This window comes from Chitinophaga rhizosphaerae (genome assembly GCF_003958645.1).
GTDB classification, from domain to species: Bacteria; Bacteroidota; Bacteroidia; order Chitinophagales; family Chitinophagaceae; genus Chitinophaga; species Chitinophaga rhizosphaerae.
This window is the reverse complement of record NZ_RXLO01000016.1, coordinates 43,635-58,383: the sequence shown is the minus strand read 5'-3', so window position 1 is coordinate 58,383 and position 14,749 is coordinate 43,635. Positions and strand designations below refer to the sequence as shown.

General features: G+C 55.0%; 14 protein-coding genes. 6 read left to right on the top strand and 8 right to left on the bottom strand.

Annotation, left to right across the window (positions count from 1 at the left end; genetic code table 11):
- Positions 1-25: 25 nt before the first annotated feature.
- From EJ361_RS24130 to EJ361_RS24115, 4 genes are all read right to left on the bottom strand, one after another.
- A complete protein-coding gene (locus EJ361_RS24130) occupies positions 26-598 on the bottom strand; it encodes a gluconate 2-dehydrogenase subunit 3 family protein (protein WP_126249143.1) in 573 nt (190 codons plus the stop codon).
- A 186-nt stretch (positions 599-784) separates the two neighbouring features.
- Positions 785-1,021 (bottom strand): hypothetical protein, encoded by a 237-nt coding sequence (locus EJ361_RS24125; protein WP_126249142.1) that lies wholly within the window; start codon positions 1,019-1,021, stop codon positions 785-787.
- The gene (locus EJ361_RS24120; RefSeq protein WP_126249141.1) at positions 1,018-1,389 is read right to left on the bottom strand and encodes a hypothetical protein; all 372 of its coding nucleotides are present in this window, start codon (positions 1,387-1,389) and stop codon (positions 1,018-1,020) included. The genes EJ361_RS24125 and EJ361_RS24120 overlap by 4 nt, the downstream gene beginning before the upstream one ends.
- Positions 1,390-1,598: 209 nt before the next feature.
- A complete protein-coding gene (locus EJ361_RS24115) occupies positions 1,599-2,414 on the bottom strand; it encodes a L,D-transpeptidase family protein (protein WP_126249140.1) in 816 nt (271 codons plus the stop codon).
- Between the two features lie 270 nt (positions 2,415-2,684).
- On the opposite strand from EJ361_RS24115, the gene EJ361_RS24110 reads away from it, so the two are divergent.
- Positions 2,685-3,512, top strand: coding sequence for a glycoside hydrolase family 16 protein (locus tag EJ361_RS24110; RefSeq protein ID WP_164714410.1), 828 nt, complete (start codon positions 2,685-2,687; stop codon positions 3,510-3,512).
- 74 nt (positions 3,513-3,586) lie between these two features.
- On the opposite strand, the gene hppD is transcribed toward EJ361_RS24110, so the two are convergent.
- From hppD to EJ361_RS24095, 3 genes are read right to left on the bottom strand one after another with little or no spacing between them, the layout of a single operon-like run.
- The gene (hppD, locus tag EJ361_RS24105; RefSeq protein ID WP_126249138.1) at positions 3,587-4,717 is read right to left on the bottom strand and encodes a 4-hydroxyphenylpyruvate dioxygenase; all 1,131 of its coding nucleotides are present in this window, start codon (positions 4,715-4,717) and stop codon (positions 3,587-3,589) included.
- A gap of 32 nt (positions 4,718-4,749) precedes the next feature.
- Entirely contained in the window at positions 4,750-5,742 is a 993-nt protein-coding gene (locus EJ361_RS24100; RefSeq protein ID WP_126249137.1) for an aldo/keto reductase, read from the bottom strand.
- Between the two features lie 26 nt (positions 5,743-5,768).
- Positions 5,769-6,926 carry a homogentisate 1,2-dioxygenase gene (locus tag EJ361_RS24095; RefSeq protein ID WP_126249136.1) on the bottom strand — a complete coding sequence of 386 codons (1,158 nt, stop codon included), beginning with the start codon at positions 6,924-6,926 and terminating at the stop codon, positions 5,769-5,771.
- Between the two features lie 275 nt (positions 6,927-7,201).
- On the opposite strand from EJ361_RS24095, the gene EJ361_RS24090 reads away from it, so the two are divergent.
- A complete protein-coding gene (locus tag EJ361_RS24090; RefSeq protein WP_126249135.1) occupies positions 7,202-8,032 on the top strand; it encodes a hypothetical protein in 831 nt (276 codons plus the stop codon).
- Positions 8,033-8,063: 31 nt separating this feature from the next.
- Here the strand turns inward: EJ361_RS24090 and EJ361_RS24085 are convergent, their stop codons facing one another.
- Positions 8,064-8,660 carry a hypothetical protein gene (locus tag EJ361_RS24085; protein ID WP_126249134.1) on the bottom strand — a complete coding sequence of 199 codons (597 nt, stop codon included), beginning with the start codon at positions 8,658-8,660 and terminating at the stop codon, positions 8,064-8,066.
- 517 nt (positions 8,661-9,177) lie between these two features.
- On the opposite strand from EJ361_RS24085, the gene thrA reads away from it, so the two are divergent.
- The 4 genes from thrA to EJ361_RS24065 are packed head-to-tail and all read left to right on the top strand — an operon-like array spanning position 9,178 to position 14,746.
- On the top strand, positions 9,178-11,619 hold the full coding sequence (thrA, locus tag EJ361_RS24080; RefSeq protein ID WP_126249133.1) for a bifunctional aspartate kinase/homoserine dehydrogenase I: 2,442 nt from the start codon (positions 9,178-9,180) through the stop codon (positions 11,617-11,619).
- Positions 11,620-12,591: a homoserine kinase gene (locus EJ361_RS24075; protein WP_240646725.1), complete on the top strand. Its 972-nt coding sequence runs from the start codon at positions 11,620-11,622 to the stop codon at positions 12,589-12,591. It begins immediately after the preceding gene.
- A complete protein-coding gene (gene thrC / locus EJ361_RS24070) occupies positions 12,578-13,906 on the top strand; it encodes a threonine synthase (protein ID WP_126249132.1) in 1,329 nt (442 codons plus the stop codon). The genes EJ361_RS24075 and thrC overlap by 14 nt, the downstream gene beginning before the upstream one ends.
- A gap of 24 nt (positions 13,907-13,930) precedes the next feature.
- On the top strand, positions 13,931-14,746 hold the full coding sequence (locus EJ361_RS24065) for a tetratricopeptide repeat protein (RefSeq protein ID WP_126249131.1): 816 nt from the start codon (positions 13,931-13,933) through the stop codon (positions 14,744-14,746).
- Positions 14,747-14,749 lie beyond the last annotated feature (3 nt).

Here is a 14,749-nt window from a genome sequence, read left to right as displayed (position 1 = left end):
TTTTTAATAAATGTGGAAATACGGGTTACGCCCAGGCACGGTCGCCTTTCTTGTAGGGCACGCAGCCTTCGTAGCGGCCGGGCACGGCGATGTATCGCAGGGCTTCGGTGGCGCCGGGTTTGGACGTGAAATAGCCGAGCAGGGTCAGCTCTTTCATGTACTGGAAGTAGTGAACGGGATCGTCCTTCTTCTTGTTTTCGCGTTTGTTGTAATCCACACGCTCCTGGTCTATGGCGGTGAGCAGCTCGGTGCGCTGTTCGGGCGTGATGTCCATGAACACTTTACCGTCGAATTTCTTTTTACTTTCTTCATTGATCTTGTTCAGACCGCCTTCAAACACCTGCTGTGCTTTCTCGTCGTAGCAGTCGTTGATCATGGTAACGATGAAGTCCTGCACGCCCGCGGCTTTCGCGCCAGGCGTACTGGTGGCCGGAATGATGGTTTCTGCGATCTCAGCGAGCAGTTCCTTCGTTTCGGGTGTTTGCAAGGTATATGTCGCTGGCCTGGATTTGCAACCCTCCAGTGCCGCTAACGTGGAAGCGGAAAGCGCGGTACCCATGAGTATCGCCACATTCCTGATGGCATCTCTTCTGTTCATAATAGTAAATTGATTTGACCTTTGTGGAAAAATCCAAAAAATTTGCGAGAAAGCAAAATAAATTGACCCCGGGATGAAAATAATGTGTAAAAATGACACGTAGGGGGCAATAGCGGGAAGAGGGCCAGGTGGTAATTTTCGGCTGTAATACGCGTGGATGGCCGTTCTCGGGATAGGAATATTTGCTTATTTCCCGGTACTTTTTTCCTGCGGGGCATCATCGCGCGGCCCCTCTACAGGTTTCCGGACGCTTCCGGCCCAGGCGAAAACCTGGATGATGACGGCGATACCGAGCCCCATTTGCAGTACGCTTTCCGTATCCGCCCAACGGGCTTCCCCCATCCAGATGGCGATCAACCAGTATCCCGCGAAGCAGACCAGCAACGTTATCCAGAAGTACCGGAACCGGTGGAACAAGTTCATCCCTTGAGTTTTAGGCGGTGCTTTTTCCCGGGGTCTTTTTCAGCTTCCCGCTTCCGTTTTTCTTCCTTCACTACCGAATCCCATATAATAAGGACCGTTGGCAGGAATACAAACCCTGCTACCGACCAGCTATCCGCCAGCATACCGCGCCCTTCCCTGTCGAAAAGGGAACCTTTGCCCACGACGGCCCCTAAAACCATTGCCAGCAAAAAACCCAACGCCAGTACGGCTATCGCCTGAAAAACCTTCCGCAGGAAGATGCGGACTACCTGCCAGGCATCGATCCCGCCTTCCCCGAGGCGGATCCAGCCGAGCGCGAACAGGGCAATCATGAATCCACCGAAATAAAAAAACTTGAAGTATTCCATAAGCAAACGGAAGTTTACTGAATATACGGAAAATCCCCGGTCAGGCAGGATCATCAACACCAGGAAAACCCAGAATGCATACCATGCCGGCAATAAAAGGAACCAATTATTCATTGGAAAAGGGATGATACAATGAATATAGGAAACTACCGCTCAAAAAAAAGCCCTCCGTTTACCGGAGGGCTACGCTATATAAAATTTCATCGAAATCAATTCGTATGCGGCGCCGGGCGGGCGGAGCCGATCTGTGCCACAGCGGGTTCCGGTGTGGGCGCGGTATACACGTACTTGCCCTGGCTGTTCACCATCACTACCGGCATTTTGCGTGTTTTCTCGAAGTAATCGTAAGCATTCTTCAGGTTCAGCCAGAATTTCTGGGATTCATTGTCGGTGAGCGACTGGCTGCCGAGGTAATCCATGCTGCGGCTGTTGCCGAACCGCACGGGGAACACGTGCACGGGAATGAAATCCTGTCCGGCGTTCTTGGCCTGCACCGCCATTATATACACTTCGGAAATGAATTCGTCCGTCAGCGGGATGCACCCTATCGTAAGGCAGGAGCCATGGATATAGATATCGCCGCCCGGTTTCTTCTGATCGCTGAGCACGCGGTCGGAATAGTTCGGGTAATTGATTCCGAGGCTAAGGTGGTAACTGCTGTTGGGATTGAAATCGTTGATGTAATAGAACCCTTCCGGCACCTGGCGGTCGCCCTCCTTCCGTTTCGGCCCCATTTTGCCCGAAAGCGAGCAGACGCGGTAGGTTTTTACGAGGGTGAAAGTGTCGCCGGGGTTGTTCCGCGCCCAGATTTCCATCTCACTGTCCAGCTTGAAGCTGCGGATGTAAATCTGTTTGGCCGGCCAGGCGATGCCTTTTTTGGCGCATTCTTTTTTAATGCTTTCTTCCTTCTCCCTGAACGCTTCGCCTACCCTCGGGAACAGTTTCTGGTTCTCGAGGAAGGATTGTTGCGCATGCGCACCATAGGCGCCGAGGAGGGATAAAATACCGATGAATAACCGCTTCATATCTAGTCTGTCTTACCAATTCATGCCAGAAAATAATATGCCAGGTAGAATAATATAAATGCAAAAATAACATATATTATCGAACCTACCTTCTTGTTGGCAAATCTTAATACATAATGCCGGTTGCCGGCGAAAATCAGGTAGGCCGTCAGCAGCTGCATAAGCCCTGCCAAAATGAACAGATACCCGAATAGATCTCTTAATTCCATAAATATTAACGCCAAATTTAACTATTTAGTGGGTAAAAGCCTATCAAAAAACGAATTTTTCATGCAATCCATCTTCCTGTTCGCCGCCCTTGCTTTCGGGCGCCCTGCTCCCGCCGCAGACACCAGCGGGTACACGCTCGTATGGTCAGACGAGTTCGATACGCCCGGCCGCCCCGACACCGCCAAATGGGATTACGAACGGGGCTTCGTCCGCAACCGGGAGCCGCAATGGTACCGTCCGGAAAACGCCGCCTGCCGGGATGGCCTCCTGGTGATAGAAGCCCGCAAAGAACGCATCCCCAATCCCGGGTTCGACTCGGCGAGCGGCGATTGGAAGCGCAACCGCCCTTTCGCCGAATATACTTCCTCCTGCCTCATCACCAAAGGCAAATTCCAGTTCACCTACGGCCGGGTCGTTATGCGGGCTAAAATAGACGTCCGCAAAGGGAGCTGGCCCGCTTTCTGGATGCTGGGCGCCAAGCGCGGCCCCGTTCACTGGCCGGCCTGCGGGGAAGTAGACATCATGGAATACTACCAGGGCGATCTCCTCGCCAATGCCGCCTGGGAAGGCGATGGGCAAACCGCCTGGGACGAAGCCAAATGGCCCGTAGCCGCCTGGGGCGGCGAAAAATGGGGGGAGCGATTCCACGAATGGGAAATGATCTGGAACGAAAACGAAATGGTGATTTCGGTGGACGGGAAAGCCCTCAACACGATAGACATCCCAACCGCAAGGAACGCCCATAAAGGGAATCTCCCCTTCCGCGAAGATTTCTACCTGCTCCTTAACGTAGCCCTGGGCCACGGCGGCGAAGAAATCCCCGATGCCCACATGCCTTCGCGCCTGCTGGTGGATTACGTGCGGGTATACCAGCTTTCCGGCAAGTAGGATTTTCGTAGAAACAGCGAAGCCGTCCCGGGTCGAACCGGAACGGCTTTTATTTTCTCACGTAGCAGGTTGGTTTATAAGTTGCCGCGCAGCGCCTGTTCGCGTTCAATGGACTCGAACAACGCCTTGAAGTTGCCTTTCCCGAAAGATTTGGCGCCCTTGCGCTGGATGATCTCGAAAAACACCGTAGGCCTGTCCTGCAGCGGTTTGGTAAAGATCTGGAGGAGATAACCTTCGTCGTCGCGGTCTACCAGGATGCCCAGTTCTTCCAGCGGACGAAGGTCTTCGTCGATCTCGCCTACCCTTTCCAGCAAAGTGACGTAGTACGACGATGGAACGCTCAGGAATTCCACGCCCCTCGCCTGCAGCTCGCCCACGGTATGCACGATATCGTTGGTAGCGATGGCTATGTGCTGTACGCCCGGGCCGCCATAAAAATCAAGGTATTCCTCGATCTGCGATTTCTTCTTGCCTTCGGCCGGTTCGTTGATGGGGAATTTGATCCGCCCGTTGCCGTTGCTCATCACTTTGGACATGAGCGCGGAATATTCGGTGGAGATATCCTTGTCGTCGAAAGACACGAGGTTATGGAAACCCATCGTTTCGCTGTAAAAATTCACCCATTCGTCCATCTCGTTCCACCCTACGTTACCCACGCAATGGTCTACATATTGCAGGCCGGTGCTGGTAGGCTGGTAACGGCTTTGCCACGGGCGGTACCCCGGCAGGAAGGGGCCCTGGTAATTCTTCCGTTCCACGAAAATGTGAACGGTATCGCCATAGGTGTGTATACCGCTGCGCACCACTTCACCGAACTCGTCCTTTTCGACGGTCGGCTCCATATACGGCCTGGCGCCGCGTTTCACGGTTTCTTCGAAAGATTTGCGGGCATCGTCGACCCAGATGGCCAGTACTTTCACACCATCGCCATGCTGGGCGATATGGTCGGCAATAGGCCCTCCGGGTTTCAACGGCGTCGTCAATACGAAGCGCAGTTTGTTCTGCACGAGCACGTACGATACGCGGTCTTTCACGCCGGTTTCGGGACCTGCGTAGGCGAGCGACTGGAAGCCGAAGGCTGTTTTATAGAAATGCGCGGCCTGCTTGGCATTTCCCACGTAAAACTCCACGTAGTCCGTACCGTTGAGCGGCAGGAAGTCTGCAGTGTCCTGCGCAGTTGCTGGCTTTACGGTGGCTGTGTTCATAAAAAGATTGTTTTGGTGTATGATTTTTGATTTTATACTAATTGCAAAGCGTACAAATGCTTGTTGATAAAATCGATCTCCTCGGATGTCAGTTTCACGTTGATGGCTGCGGCGTTCTGCTCTGCCTGGCCGGCGTTGCGCGCGCCCACGAGGGCAACGGTGATGCCCGGCCGCTCGATGGTCCAGCGGATGACGAGCTGCGCCAGCGTGGCGTTCTTGCTTTCCGCCAATGGTTTGATGATCGAGAGGAAAGCGTTGATCCTTGCGATGTTATCGGGTTGATAGAAGGGCGTTTTCGGGCGGTGGTCACCTTCCTCGAATTTGTGCTCCGGCTTGATCTTGCCGGTGAGGATGCCGCGTTGCAGCGGGCTATATGCCAGGATGGCTTTATTGTTTTCGATGCAATAAGGCACCAGTTCCTTTTCGATGTTGCGTTCCACCATGCTAAACGGCACCTGGTTGGAGGCGAGTTTCACCACGGCATCGGCTTCTTTCATTTGCGCTGCATTGTAGTTGCACACGCCTGCTTCGCGGATCTTGCCCTGTTCCTTGAGGCGCAGCACGGCTTCGAAAGATTCTTCGATGGGTGTGGTAGCGTCTGGCCAGTGGATCTGGTAGAGATCGATATAATCGGTGCGCATGCGGCGGAGACTGGCCTCGCATTCGCGGATGATGCTGTCTTTCCCGGCGTACTTGTAAATCTCGATGGGCTTTCCGCTATTGTCCTGGCTGCTGAATGCGAACGTTCCGTTGGTGCCTTCCCAGGTCATGCCGAATTTGGTGAGAAGCTGCACTTTATCGCGCGGGATGCCTGCAAGCGCTTCTCCCACGATCTCTTCGCTGGTGCCTTGCCCGTAGATCGGGGCGGTGTCGATAGACGTTACGCCGCGGTCGATGGAAGCGCGGATGGCTTCAGTGGCGTCTTTCCGTTCTGCGCCGCCCCACATCCAGCCGCCAATGGCCCATGCGCCAAAGGTGATGGCGGATACTTTCAGATCGCTGTCTCCTAATTGTCTGTATTCCATGCTTTTATTTTTTCCAAAAGTAATATTTATTCGGCCCAGCTCATGGTGTATCGCTCGTCTTCGATGCCCCGCGCATCTTCCGTTACCTGCAGCGGATGGAAGGTGTCTACCATCACGGCGAGCTCTTTCGTTTCTTTTGCGCCGATGCTTTTCTCTACTGCGCCGGGATGCGGCCCGTGCGGGATGCCGCCGGGGTGAAGGGTGATCATGCCGCGGGTGACGTGTTTGCGGCTCATGAAATCGCCGTCCACATAATACAGCACTTCATCGCTGTCGATATTACTGTGGTTGTAAGGCGCCGGTACGGCCTGCGGATGATAGTCATACATCCGCGGCACGAACGAGCATACCACGAAATTGTGGCCTTCGAAAGTCTGGTGGACCGGCGGCGGCTGGTGCACGCGGCCGGTAATGGGCTCGAAGTCGTGGATAGACAACGCGAAGGGATATTCGCATCCGTCCCACCCCACTACATCGAACGGGTGATGGCCGTAATGGATCGGGTACATCATGCCTTTTTTCTTGATGTTGATGATGAAATCGCCGGCCTGGTCGATGGTTTCGAGATCTTTCGGCTGGCGGATGTCGCGCTCGCAGAAGGGAGCGTTCTCCAGGAGCTGGCCGAATGGACTGAGGTATCTTTTCGGGAACCGGATCGGGCTGAAAGATTCTATGATGAACAGGCGGTTGTCGCTATTGGAGAATTCGAGCTGGTAAATGGTACCGCGGGGGATAACGAGGTAATCGCCATACCCGAAATCGATGCGGCCGTATTGAGTATGGAGGATGCCGGAACCTTCGTGGATGAAGAGTAATTCGTCAGCATCCGCGTTTTTATAGAAGTAGTCTTTCATGCTGCTGCGCGGGGCGGCGAGGGAAAGATGGCAGTCGGCGTTCACGAGCACCGGTTTGCGGGCGGCGAGGTAATCGCTTTCCGGCTGCACCTGGAAGCCCTGGAAACTGCGGTGTTTGAGCATTTTCTCTTCGGCTACGCGGGGCGCGGCGGCGTAGGGATCGTCTACTTTCACGATTTCCGTGGGCGGATGGCAGTGGTACAGCAGGGAATAGTGGGACGAGAACCCTTCGGTCGAGAAAAGCTGTTCCGAATACAGGGAGCCATCCGGTTTTCGGAACTGGGTATGCCGCTTATGCGGAATTTGCCCGAGCGTATGATAATGTGGCATAATTGGTGGAATTGATCATTCCCGGCGGCAAGCCGGAAAATGGGTCCTACGATGCTGGTAAATGGGAGGAATGGCCGCAACAAAGGGCCCCCGGCATTATAACGCCGAATCCATGGCGAGAGTTGCCATGAGGAAGCAGTAATTGCTCTGATACTTGTATGTAAGCGAATGATGCATACGTAACTCCGATAAAATTAAGGGAAATTCCAATACATCCATCAAAACCACCTGAAATTTTTTACTTTGGGTCAACCTTTACCTAAAATACCTGTACCATGTGGCCTCACATCCGCCAGTCGTTGCTTCATACACTGGAAAATATCGAATCATTTCACAAATCGTTTGCATCCAACTCCCGCCAACTTGGCTTTTTTGCCGCCACAGTCGGCATTTTTATCGGGATGACCACGTTCTTTATCGTGGCTTTCCTGTATGGCAGCTCCGATAAACTGGAAGAAGCCGGCTCCCTTATCGTTTTTACTTTCGCGGAAGGCATTACCTGCGGGGTACACATCATGATATTTGCGTCTGCGTTCATTGCAGCAAGAATGCTGAAAACCGGCACGCCTGCCACCACACAATTCGGACCCGGCGATTTGCTGCCGGAAGGCAGAAGATTTTTCAGTTTCGGGATCCTGATGATACTGGTCCTCTTTGCGGCATACGAATTCCTGCGGCTGCTCACTTATGCAAATGAAGAATCATTTTCCTACAACACCATTTATAGCATTGCAGTACATACCTGGTTGCTCTCCGTAGTTTTCAATGCATTTGAAGCCGTGACGGCTATTATGACCGTACTGGTCGTCATGAAAAGCGCTGGGAGAAAGATCAACGACTCCGGCCGGCCGGCCCTCCTGGCCGCTTCCACGATTTTGTTTTTCTGGATTAAACTGATCGCGGTGCTTGTTTCCCTCACCACCGCGATGGTCACCACCCCCTTCCTCGCGCTCATGCCCAATGAAACCCTCGCCTACCTTTTTTCAGGAGGAGTAACCGTACTTATTTATGTATTTTCCATGATCCCATGTGCGGCCATCGCCGCGAGTGCGGCGGTCACAGCGATAGATATACAATTTGATATGGAAACCCAGGCGCGTCAATAACCGGAATACGTTTGCAATAGCCGATTACGGCCTACGCTTCAAAATCGAACTTCTCCTCATCGCCCGCTGCTCCGGCGGCAAAAATCGCATTGATTTTCGGTTGAAGGAACCATATGCCGATCGGGAAAAACCAGATCATAAAGAACTCTCCGGCGAAATCTGAAAACGTTACCGGCCTGCGTAGTTCCACCGTTTTCAATACTTTCGCAATAAAGTACATACAATAAAAAATACAGTATATGGAAAACAGGTGAATGGGCAGGATTATTAGCGCCACCATGGGCCCGAGTTCAAGATCGCCTTCCGGCACATAACCGAAAAACAAGCCCGACATTACAACGCAAATAACAATAATGTAAACTGCAGGTATCAAAACGAAGGTTTTAAACCTGGAAACATTCATCCTTTCCACCCCCCGCATCTTTTTATAGAGGTTCGTCCCCAAAGCATAAAACCAGCCAAAATAGAGCGCGGTCATCACCAACATAATTATTGGGAACAAATACAGGAGGTACATCTGATCGTTGCCCGAAGTTACAGCGCCCAGGGTAACAATTTGAAACAGAAACGGAATCCCGATAAAAAGCGCGAATAATTGCCAATGCTTGAGCGAAAGAAACTTTGTCATGTTGGGTATTGATTTCAGAATAGGTATAGACTTGCCCGTTTTTTGGATGTCCCGGCAACGCAACAAATATATACAAGTCTACCCTCAACCCAAATCAACCAATCCTCACACACCTATCTGCCCGGAAGTTGCAGCAAGTTGGAATTTATTATTTGTCACATTTTTGTCATAATGATTGAAATTCAGTACAGATCAACATTTCAGTTGATTACACCTGCTAAAACACAAGTCTTCCCACTTAGAAATTTTCGAATTTTACCAAGAACGCTTGCATTTTTCAGTAGAATTAATAACCTTTGTCTTATAAACGTCATAAGTTAATAGTGCATTACTCCAACTCACATATTATCCGTATTGCTTCCCACTCCACCGGAGCAGCGGGCACTATTATCACAACCACAACCATTACAACCCCATCCCGGGGTTAATTTTCACATATCGTCCACCGACCGGGCTTCTCCGGTTCCCAGCAAGCGGGGTATTTCCCCTTCCGTTTCCTCATTCATCTTGATTCAACATGCAGGTCCTAAAATTCGGCGGCACCTCCGTAGGCAGCGCCCAAGCCATCAGCCAGGTATGCGATATACTAGCCCGTTATAAACGCAAAAGCGTCATGGCCGTAGTCGTGTCCGCCATGAGCGGCACCACCGACAAACTCATCCGCTGCGGACATCTCGCCGCCGCCGGCAACGAACAATACCGCGACGTGCTCCGCGAAATTGAACAGCTCCACCTCGACACCGTCCGCAACCTCTTCCCCATCACCGCGCAAAGCGGCCACCTCAGCCAGGTAAAGAAACAGCTCAACCAGCTGGAAGCCTTGCTGGACGGGATTTTCCAGGTAGGGGAAATGTCGGACCGGTGCCGGGACAAAGTCATGAGTTACGGTGAGCTCCTCTCCTCCTGGATGCTGGCCGAAAAACTGCGGCTCGAAGGCCTGAACGCAGCCTGGAAAGACAGCCGCGATCTCATCCTCACCGACAACCATTTCGGCAGTGCGGCCGTCAATTTCGACGCCACCGATCATAATATCACTACTTTCTTCCACCAGCAACAGGCCGACATCGTCATATTGCCCGGTTTCATCGCCTCCAACGCCGATAAGGATACCACCACGCTCGGGCGCGGCGGCTCCGACTACACCGCCGCCATCATCGCGGCGGCCATGGACGCCAGCGTGCTCGAAATCTGGACAGACGTCAGCGGTATGATGACCGCCGATCCGCGCATCGTTCCGCAGGCCATCGCCATTCCGCGGATATCTTACGAGGAAGCGATGGAACTGTCGCACTTCGGTGCCAAAGTCATCTATCCGCCCACCATCCAGCCGGTCATGAACCGCAGGATACCGATCCTCATCAAGAACACGTTTGAGCCCGAGGCCGGCGGCACCCTCATCCAGGACAACGGTGAAAAACCTTACCCGGTAACCGGCATTTCCGGTATCAAAGGCATCGCACTGCTCACCCTCGAAGGCAGCGGCATGGTGGGCATTCCCGGATTTTCGCGCCGCCTGTTCGACGCGCTGCTCCAGGAACGGGTGAACGTCATCCTCATCACCCAAAGCTCCAGCGAACATTCCATCACCGTCGGCATCAACGAAAGCGATATGCTCAAAGCCAAAGCGGCGGCAGACGGCGAATTTGCGCAGGAAATCCATGACAAGCGCATCAATCCGCTGACGGTGGAAAAAGACCTTTGCATCGTGGCCGTTGTGGGCGACAATATGAAAAACCACCACGGCATGAGCGGCCGGCTCTTCGGCGCCCTGGGGCGCAACGCCATCAACGTGAGGGCCATCGCACAGGGGTCTACCGAAAAGAATATCTCCGCCGTGATCGGGAAAAACGATCTCCGTAAAGCGCTCAATGTGATCCATGAAGTGTTCTTCGAATCAGACACCCGCCAACTGAACATTTTCGTAGCCGGCACGGGCAACGTTGGCGGAAAGCTGCTTGAACAGCTCCAGCAGCAGGCCCCCTACCTCCGTAACGAGCTCGGCGTGCAGGTGCGCATTATCGCCCTGGCCAACAGCCGCAGCATGCATTTCTCCGAAAGCGGCATTCCGCTGGGGAACTGGAAAGACGCCCTGAATAACGGCGAGCCCATGGACCTCGCCGCCTTCGCCGCCCGCATCCCGCAGATGAACCTCCGCAACAGCGTGTTCGTCGACAATACCGCCAGCGAAGCCGTTGCAGGACTTTACGCTAACTTCCTGCAGCACGGCATTTCGGTGGTAACCTGCAACAAGATCGCGTGCTCGTCGGAATACGCATCTTATAAACAGTTGAAAGACCTGGCCCGGAAGTACAATGCGTCCTTCCTCTTCGAAACCAACGTGGGCGCGGGGCTCCCGGTCATCAACACCCTCAACGACCTCGTACGCAGCGGCGACAAGGTGCAGACCATCGAAGCCGTTCTCAGCGGCAGCCTGAACTTCGTGTTCAACAATTTCGTGAACGGCGCCAGCTTCCGGCAAGTGGTAAAAGCCGCGCAGGACGAAGGGTATACCGAGCCAGATCCCCGCATCGACCTCAGCGGTAAAGACGTGATGCGAAAAATCCTCATCCTCGCCCGCGAAAGCGGCGCAGTATTGGAAATGGACGATATCGACAATCATTCCTTCCTGCCGGATGCCTGCCTCAATGCGGCCGATGTTCCTGCCTTCTTCGAACAGCTCGACGCCTGCGCGCCGCACTTCGGACAATTGCTGAAAAACGCGGCAGACAAAGGCGAGCGACTGAAGTTCGTGGCGCGTTACCATATGGGAAAGGCTTCCGTAGGATTGCAGTCGGTAGGTCCGCAGCACCCGTTTTACCAGCTGGAAGGGAAAGACAACATCGTGCTGTTCACCACCCAGCGTTATTCCGCGCAACCGCTGATCGTGAAAGGCGCGGGCGCCGGGGCCGATGTAACGGCTTCGGGCATATTTGCAGACATTATCAGAACCGTTCGTTAAATGAAAGATATGAACCAGGAAAACAAGCCTTCCGTTACGGTATTTGCCCCGGCCACCGTAGCCAACGTCGCCTGCGGGTTCGACGTGATCGGGCTGGCGCTGGAAAGCACCGGCGATGAAATGGACATCCGCCTTTCTGCCACGCCCGGCGTGCGCATCACCTCCATCGAAGGCGCGAAGCTCCCCCTGGAAGCGTCGCAGAACGTGGCGGGCGTGGCTTTGCAGGCGCTGCTGCAGGAATACGGCAAACCGGAAGTGGGCATGGAGATCGCCATCCGCAAAAACATCCATCCTGGCAGCGGCATCGGTTCCAGCGCGGCGAGCGCGGCCGGCGCCGTGGCGGGCGCCAATATGCTGCTCAACGATCATTTTTCCTCCGATGCGCTGATCCGTTTCGCGATGGAAGGCGAGCGCCTGGCCTGCGGCACGCCGCATGCCGATAACGTGGCCCCGGCCATCCTGGGCGGTTTCACGCTCGTGCGCAGCTATCAGCCGCTGGACGTGATCGCCCTGCACACGCCGGCCGACCTCTGGGTAACGGTGATCCACCCCCAGATCGAGGTGCGGACGGCCGACGCGCGCGAGATCCTCAAACAGCAGGTGATGCTCAAAGACGCCATCCGCCAGTGGGGCAACGTGGGCGCACTCGTAGCCGGGCTGTACCGCGAAGATTATGACCTGATCGCCCGCGCGCTGGAAGACGTGATCGTTGAGCCGATCCGCTCCATTCTCATCCCCGCCTTCCACGACCTGAAGCTGCGCTGCCGCGAAGCGGGAGCCCTGGGCGGAGGGATTTCCGGCAGCGGCCCGTCCGTTTTCATGCTCTCCAAAGGAGAAGCCAACGCCCGCACCGTGGCCGCCATGATGGAATCCATCTACGCACCCCTCGGCGTCGACTATCACATTCACGTTTCCCGCATCAGTTCCACCGGCGTAAAAGCCATCAAAGCCCATCAACATGCAATACTATAGCCTCCAGAACCACCAGCACCGCGTTTCCTTCCGCGAAGCCGTCATCCGCGGCCTGGCGCCCGACAAAGGGCTTTATTTCCCTGCTGAAATACCGCGGCTGGAGAAAGACTTCATCGAACGGCTCGAAGAATACGATCCCCAATACATCGCCCGGAAAGTGATCCAGCCCTTCGTGGGCGCCGACATTCCCGTGCAGGCGCTAACCCAGGTCATCCGCGAAACGCTCACCTTCCCCTTCCCGCTCCGCGAAGTGGAAGACAACGTATATGCGCTGGAGTTATTCCACGGCCCCACGCTGGCTTTCAAAGACGTGGGCGCCCGGTTCATGGCCGGCTGCCTGGGGTATTTCCGGAAAGATGAAGAGAAGCCCGTCACCGTGCTGGTAGCCACTTCCGGCGATACCGGCGGCGCCGTGGCGAGCGGGTTTTACGATGTGCCCGGCGTGGAAGTGGTCATCCTTTACCCTTCCGGCAAAGTGAGCGACCTCCAGGAAAAGCAGCTCACCACACTCGGCCGCAATATCCGCGCGCTGGAGATCAAAGGCACGTTCGACGATTGCCAGCGACTGGTAAAAATGGCTTTCCTCGACGAGGAACTGCAGGCCCGGAGGCCCCTCACGTCCGCCAACTCCATCAACGTAGCCAGGTGGCTGCCCCAGATGTTTTATTACTTCATGGCTTACCGGAAAGTGAAACAGTGGAAGAAAGAACCCCTGATCTCCGTTCCCAGCGGCAATTTCGGCAACATATGCGCGGGGATGATGGCCGCCGCGATGGGCCTGCCCATCCCCCATTTCATCGCATCCACCAACGTGAACGATACCGTACCGCGATTCATGGAAAACGGCAAATACGAGCCGCAACCCGCCACCGCCACGCTGTCTAACGCCATGGACGTGGCAGACCCCAGCAACTTCGTGCGCATCCTCCAGCTTTTCGCGCAGAACGACCGGGCGCTGAAAGCCCGTCTTTCCGCTTACCGGTTCACCGACGAGCAGACAGTGGCCGCCATGGAAGACGTATTCGCCCGCCGCCGTTACCTCATGGACCCGCACGGCGCCGTAGGCTACCTGGGCCTGAAAAAATACATGGAAACGCACCCCGGCCACCTGGGCATTTTCCTGGAAACCGCGCACCCGGTGAAGTTCGCCAACACGATGCCTGCGGGCCTCGCAGACGCCATACAGGCGCCGGAGCGGGTAATGTTGCTCGATGGCATGCAGAAAGAAGCCGTACTGATGGACGCAGACTATAAAAAAATGCGCGACTGGCTGCTGCAAACCGCGAAAGCCGCCGTTACGGAAGATGCGAAATAGCAGGGATTTCTGTATGTTTGGGCGATGAACACCCGCCATTTACTTTGGGCGCTGCCGGCGCTGTTGTGCGCATGCGGCCAGCAGGCCGATCCCGGAAAACAGCAGCCGGCGCCCGTTGCCGATTCTCTCGCCATCGCCATTCACAATATGCGGACCGACCTGGCCGTACAACCGAACGATCTGAACCTGCGCGTCTGGCTCGCCAACGCCCTCATCGAACATAACGAATACGCCGCGGCAGACAGCCAGGCGGCCATCATCGCCCGGGCGCCCGGCAAACTGCCGCAGGCGTTGTATATCCGCGGGCTGATCGCGTTGCGGCAGCAGGACACGGTCAAATCCATCGACCTGCTGACTTCCGCCATCCACATCCGGCAGGATTCCAGCGAATACGAGGTGGTGATGCTCACCGCGGATATGATCGCCGCGCTCGGTAGCTACGAAAACGCCACGAACTATTATCGCCTCGCCGCGAGGATCGACTCCTCGTCCGCCGAAGCCCCGTTCCTCACCGGCGAATGCCTGGAAAAAGCGGGAAAAATCCCCGAAGCCCGGAACGAGTTCCGCGAAGCCATCCGCCGCAACCCCGCCTACGCACCGGCCTACATTGCCATCGGCAACCTGCTGGCCGCCCAGGGCAACGCCAAAGACGCGCTCGTATCCTACAACATGGCCGCGAAAGCCGATCCCACCAACGCCGACGCCTTCTACCGCCGCGGAAAAACCTTGCTGCAACTGGGGAACAAAGCCGCTGGGCTCGACGATCTCACCAAAGCCCTTTCCTTCCGGAAAAACTTTCCCGAAGCGCAACACCTGCTCGATTCGGCTAAAAATCTGTAGTAT

Bases quoted from the DNA above. Each gene is read 5' to 3' on its own strand.
- EJ361_RS24110 (WP_164714410.1), top strand. From the start codon at position 2,685: ATGCAATCCATCTTCCTGTTCGCCGCCCTTGCTTTCGGGCGCCCTGCT.
- EJ361_RS24115 (WP_126249140.1), bottom strand. From the start codon at position 2,414: ATGAAGCGGTTATTCATCGGTATTTTATCCCTCCTCGGCGCCTATGGT.
- thrA (WP_126249133.1), top strand. From the start codon at position 9,178: ATGCAGGTCCTAAAATTCGGCGGCACCTCCGTAGGCAGCGCCCAAGCC.
- EJ361_RS24100 (WP_126249137.1), bottom strand. From the start codon at position 5,742: ATGGAATACAGACAATTAGGAGACAGCGATCTGAAAGTATCCGCCATC.
- EJ361_RS24130 (WP_126249143.1), bottom strand. From the start codon at position 598: ATGAACAGAAGAGATGCCATCAGGAATGTGGCGATACTCATGGGTACC.
- hppD (WP_126249138.1), bottom strand. From the start codon at position 4,717: ATGAACACAGCCACCGTAAAGCCAGCAACTGCGCAGGACACTGCAGAC.
- EJ361_RS24075 (WP_240646725.1), top strand. From the start codon at position 11,620: ATGAAAGATATGAACCAGGAAAACAAGCCTTCCGTTACGGTATTTGCC.
- thrC (WP_126249132.1), top strand. From the start codon at position 12,578: ATGCAATACTATAGCCTCCAGAACCACCAGCACCGCGTTTCCTTCCGC.
- EJ361_RS24120 (WP_126249141.1), bottom strand. From the start codon at position 1,389: ATGGAATACTTCAAGTTTTTTTATTTCGGTGGATTCATGATTGCCCTG.
- EJ361_RS24095 (WP_126249136.1), bottom strand. From the start codon at position 6,926: ATGCCACATTATCATACGCTCGGGCAAATTCCGCATAAGCGGCATACC.
- EJ361_RS24125 (WP_126249142.1), bottom strand. From the start codon at position 1,021: ATGAACTTGTTCCACCGGTTCCGGTACTTCTGGATAACGTTGCTGGTC.
- EJ361_RS24065 (WP_126249131.1), top strand. From the start codon at position 13,931: ATGAACACCCGCCATTTACTTTGGGCGCTGCCGGCGCTGTTGTGCGCA.
- EJ361_RS24090 (WP_126249135.1), top strand. From the start codon at position 7,202: ATGTGGCCTCACATCCGCCAGTCGTTGCTTCATACACTGGAAAATATC.
- EJ361_RS24085 (WP_126249134.1), bottom strand. From the start codon at position 8,660: ATGACAAAGTTTCTTTCGCTCAAGCATTGGCAATTATTCGCGCTTTTT.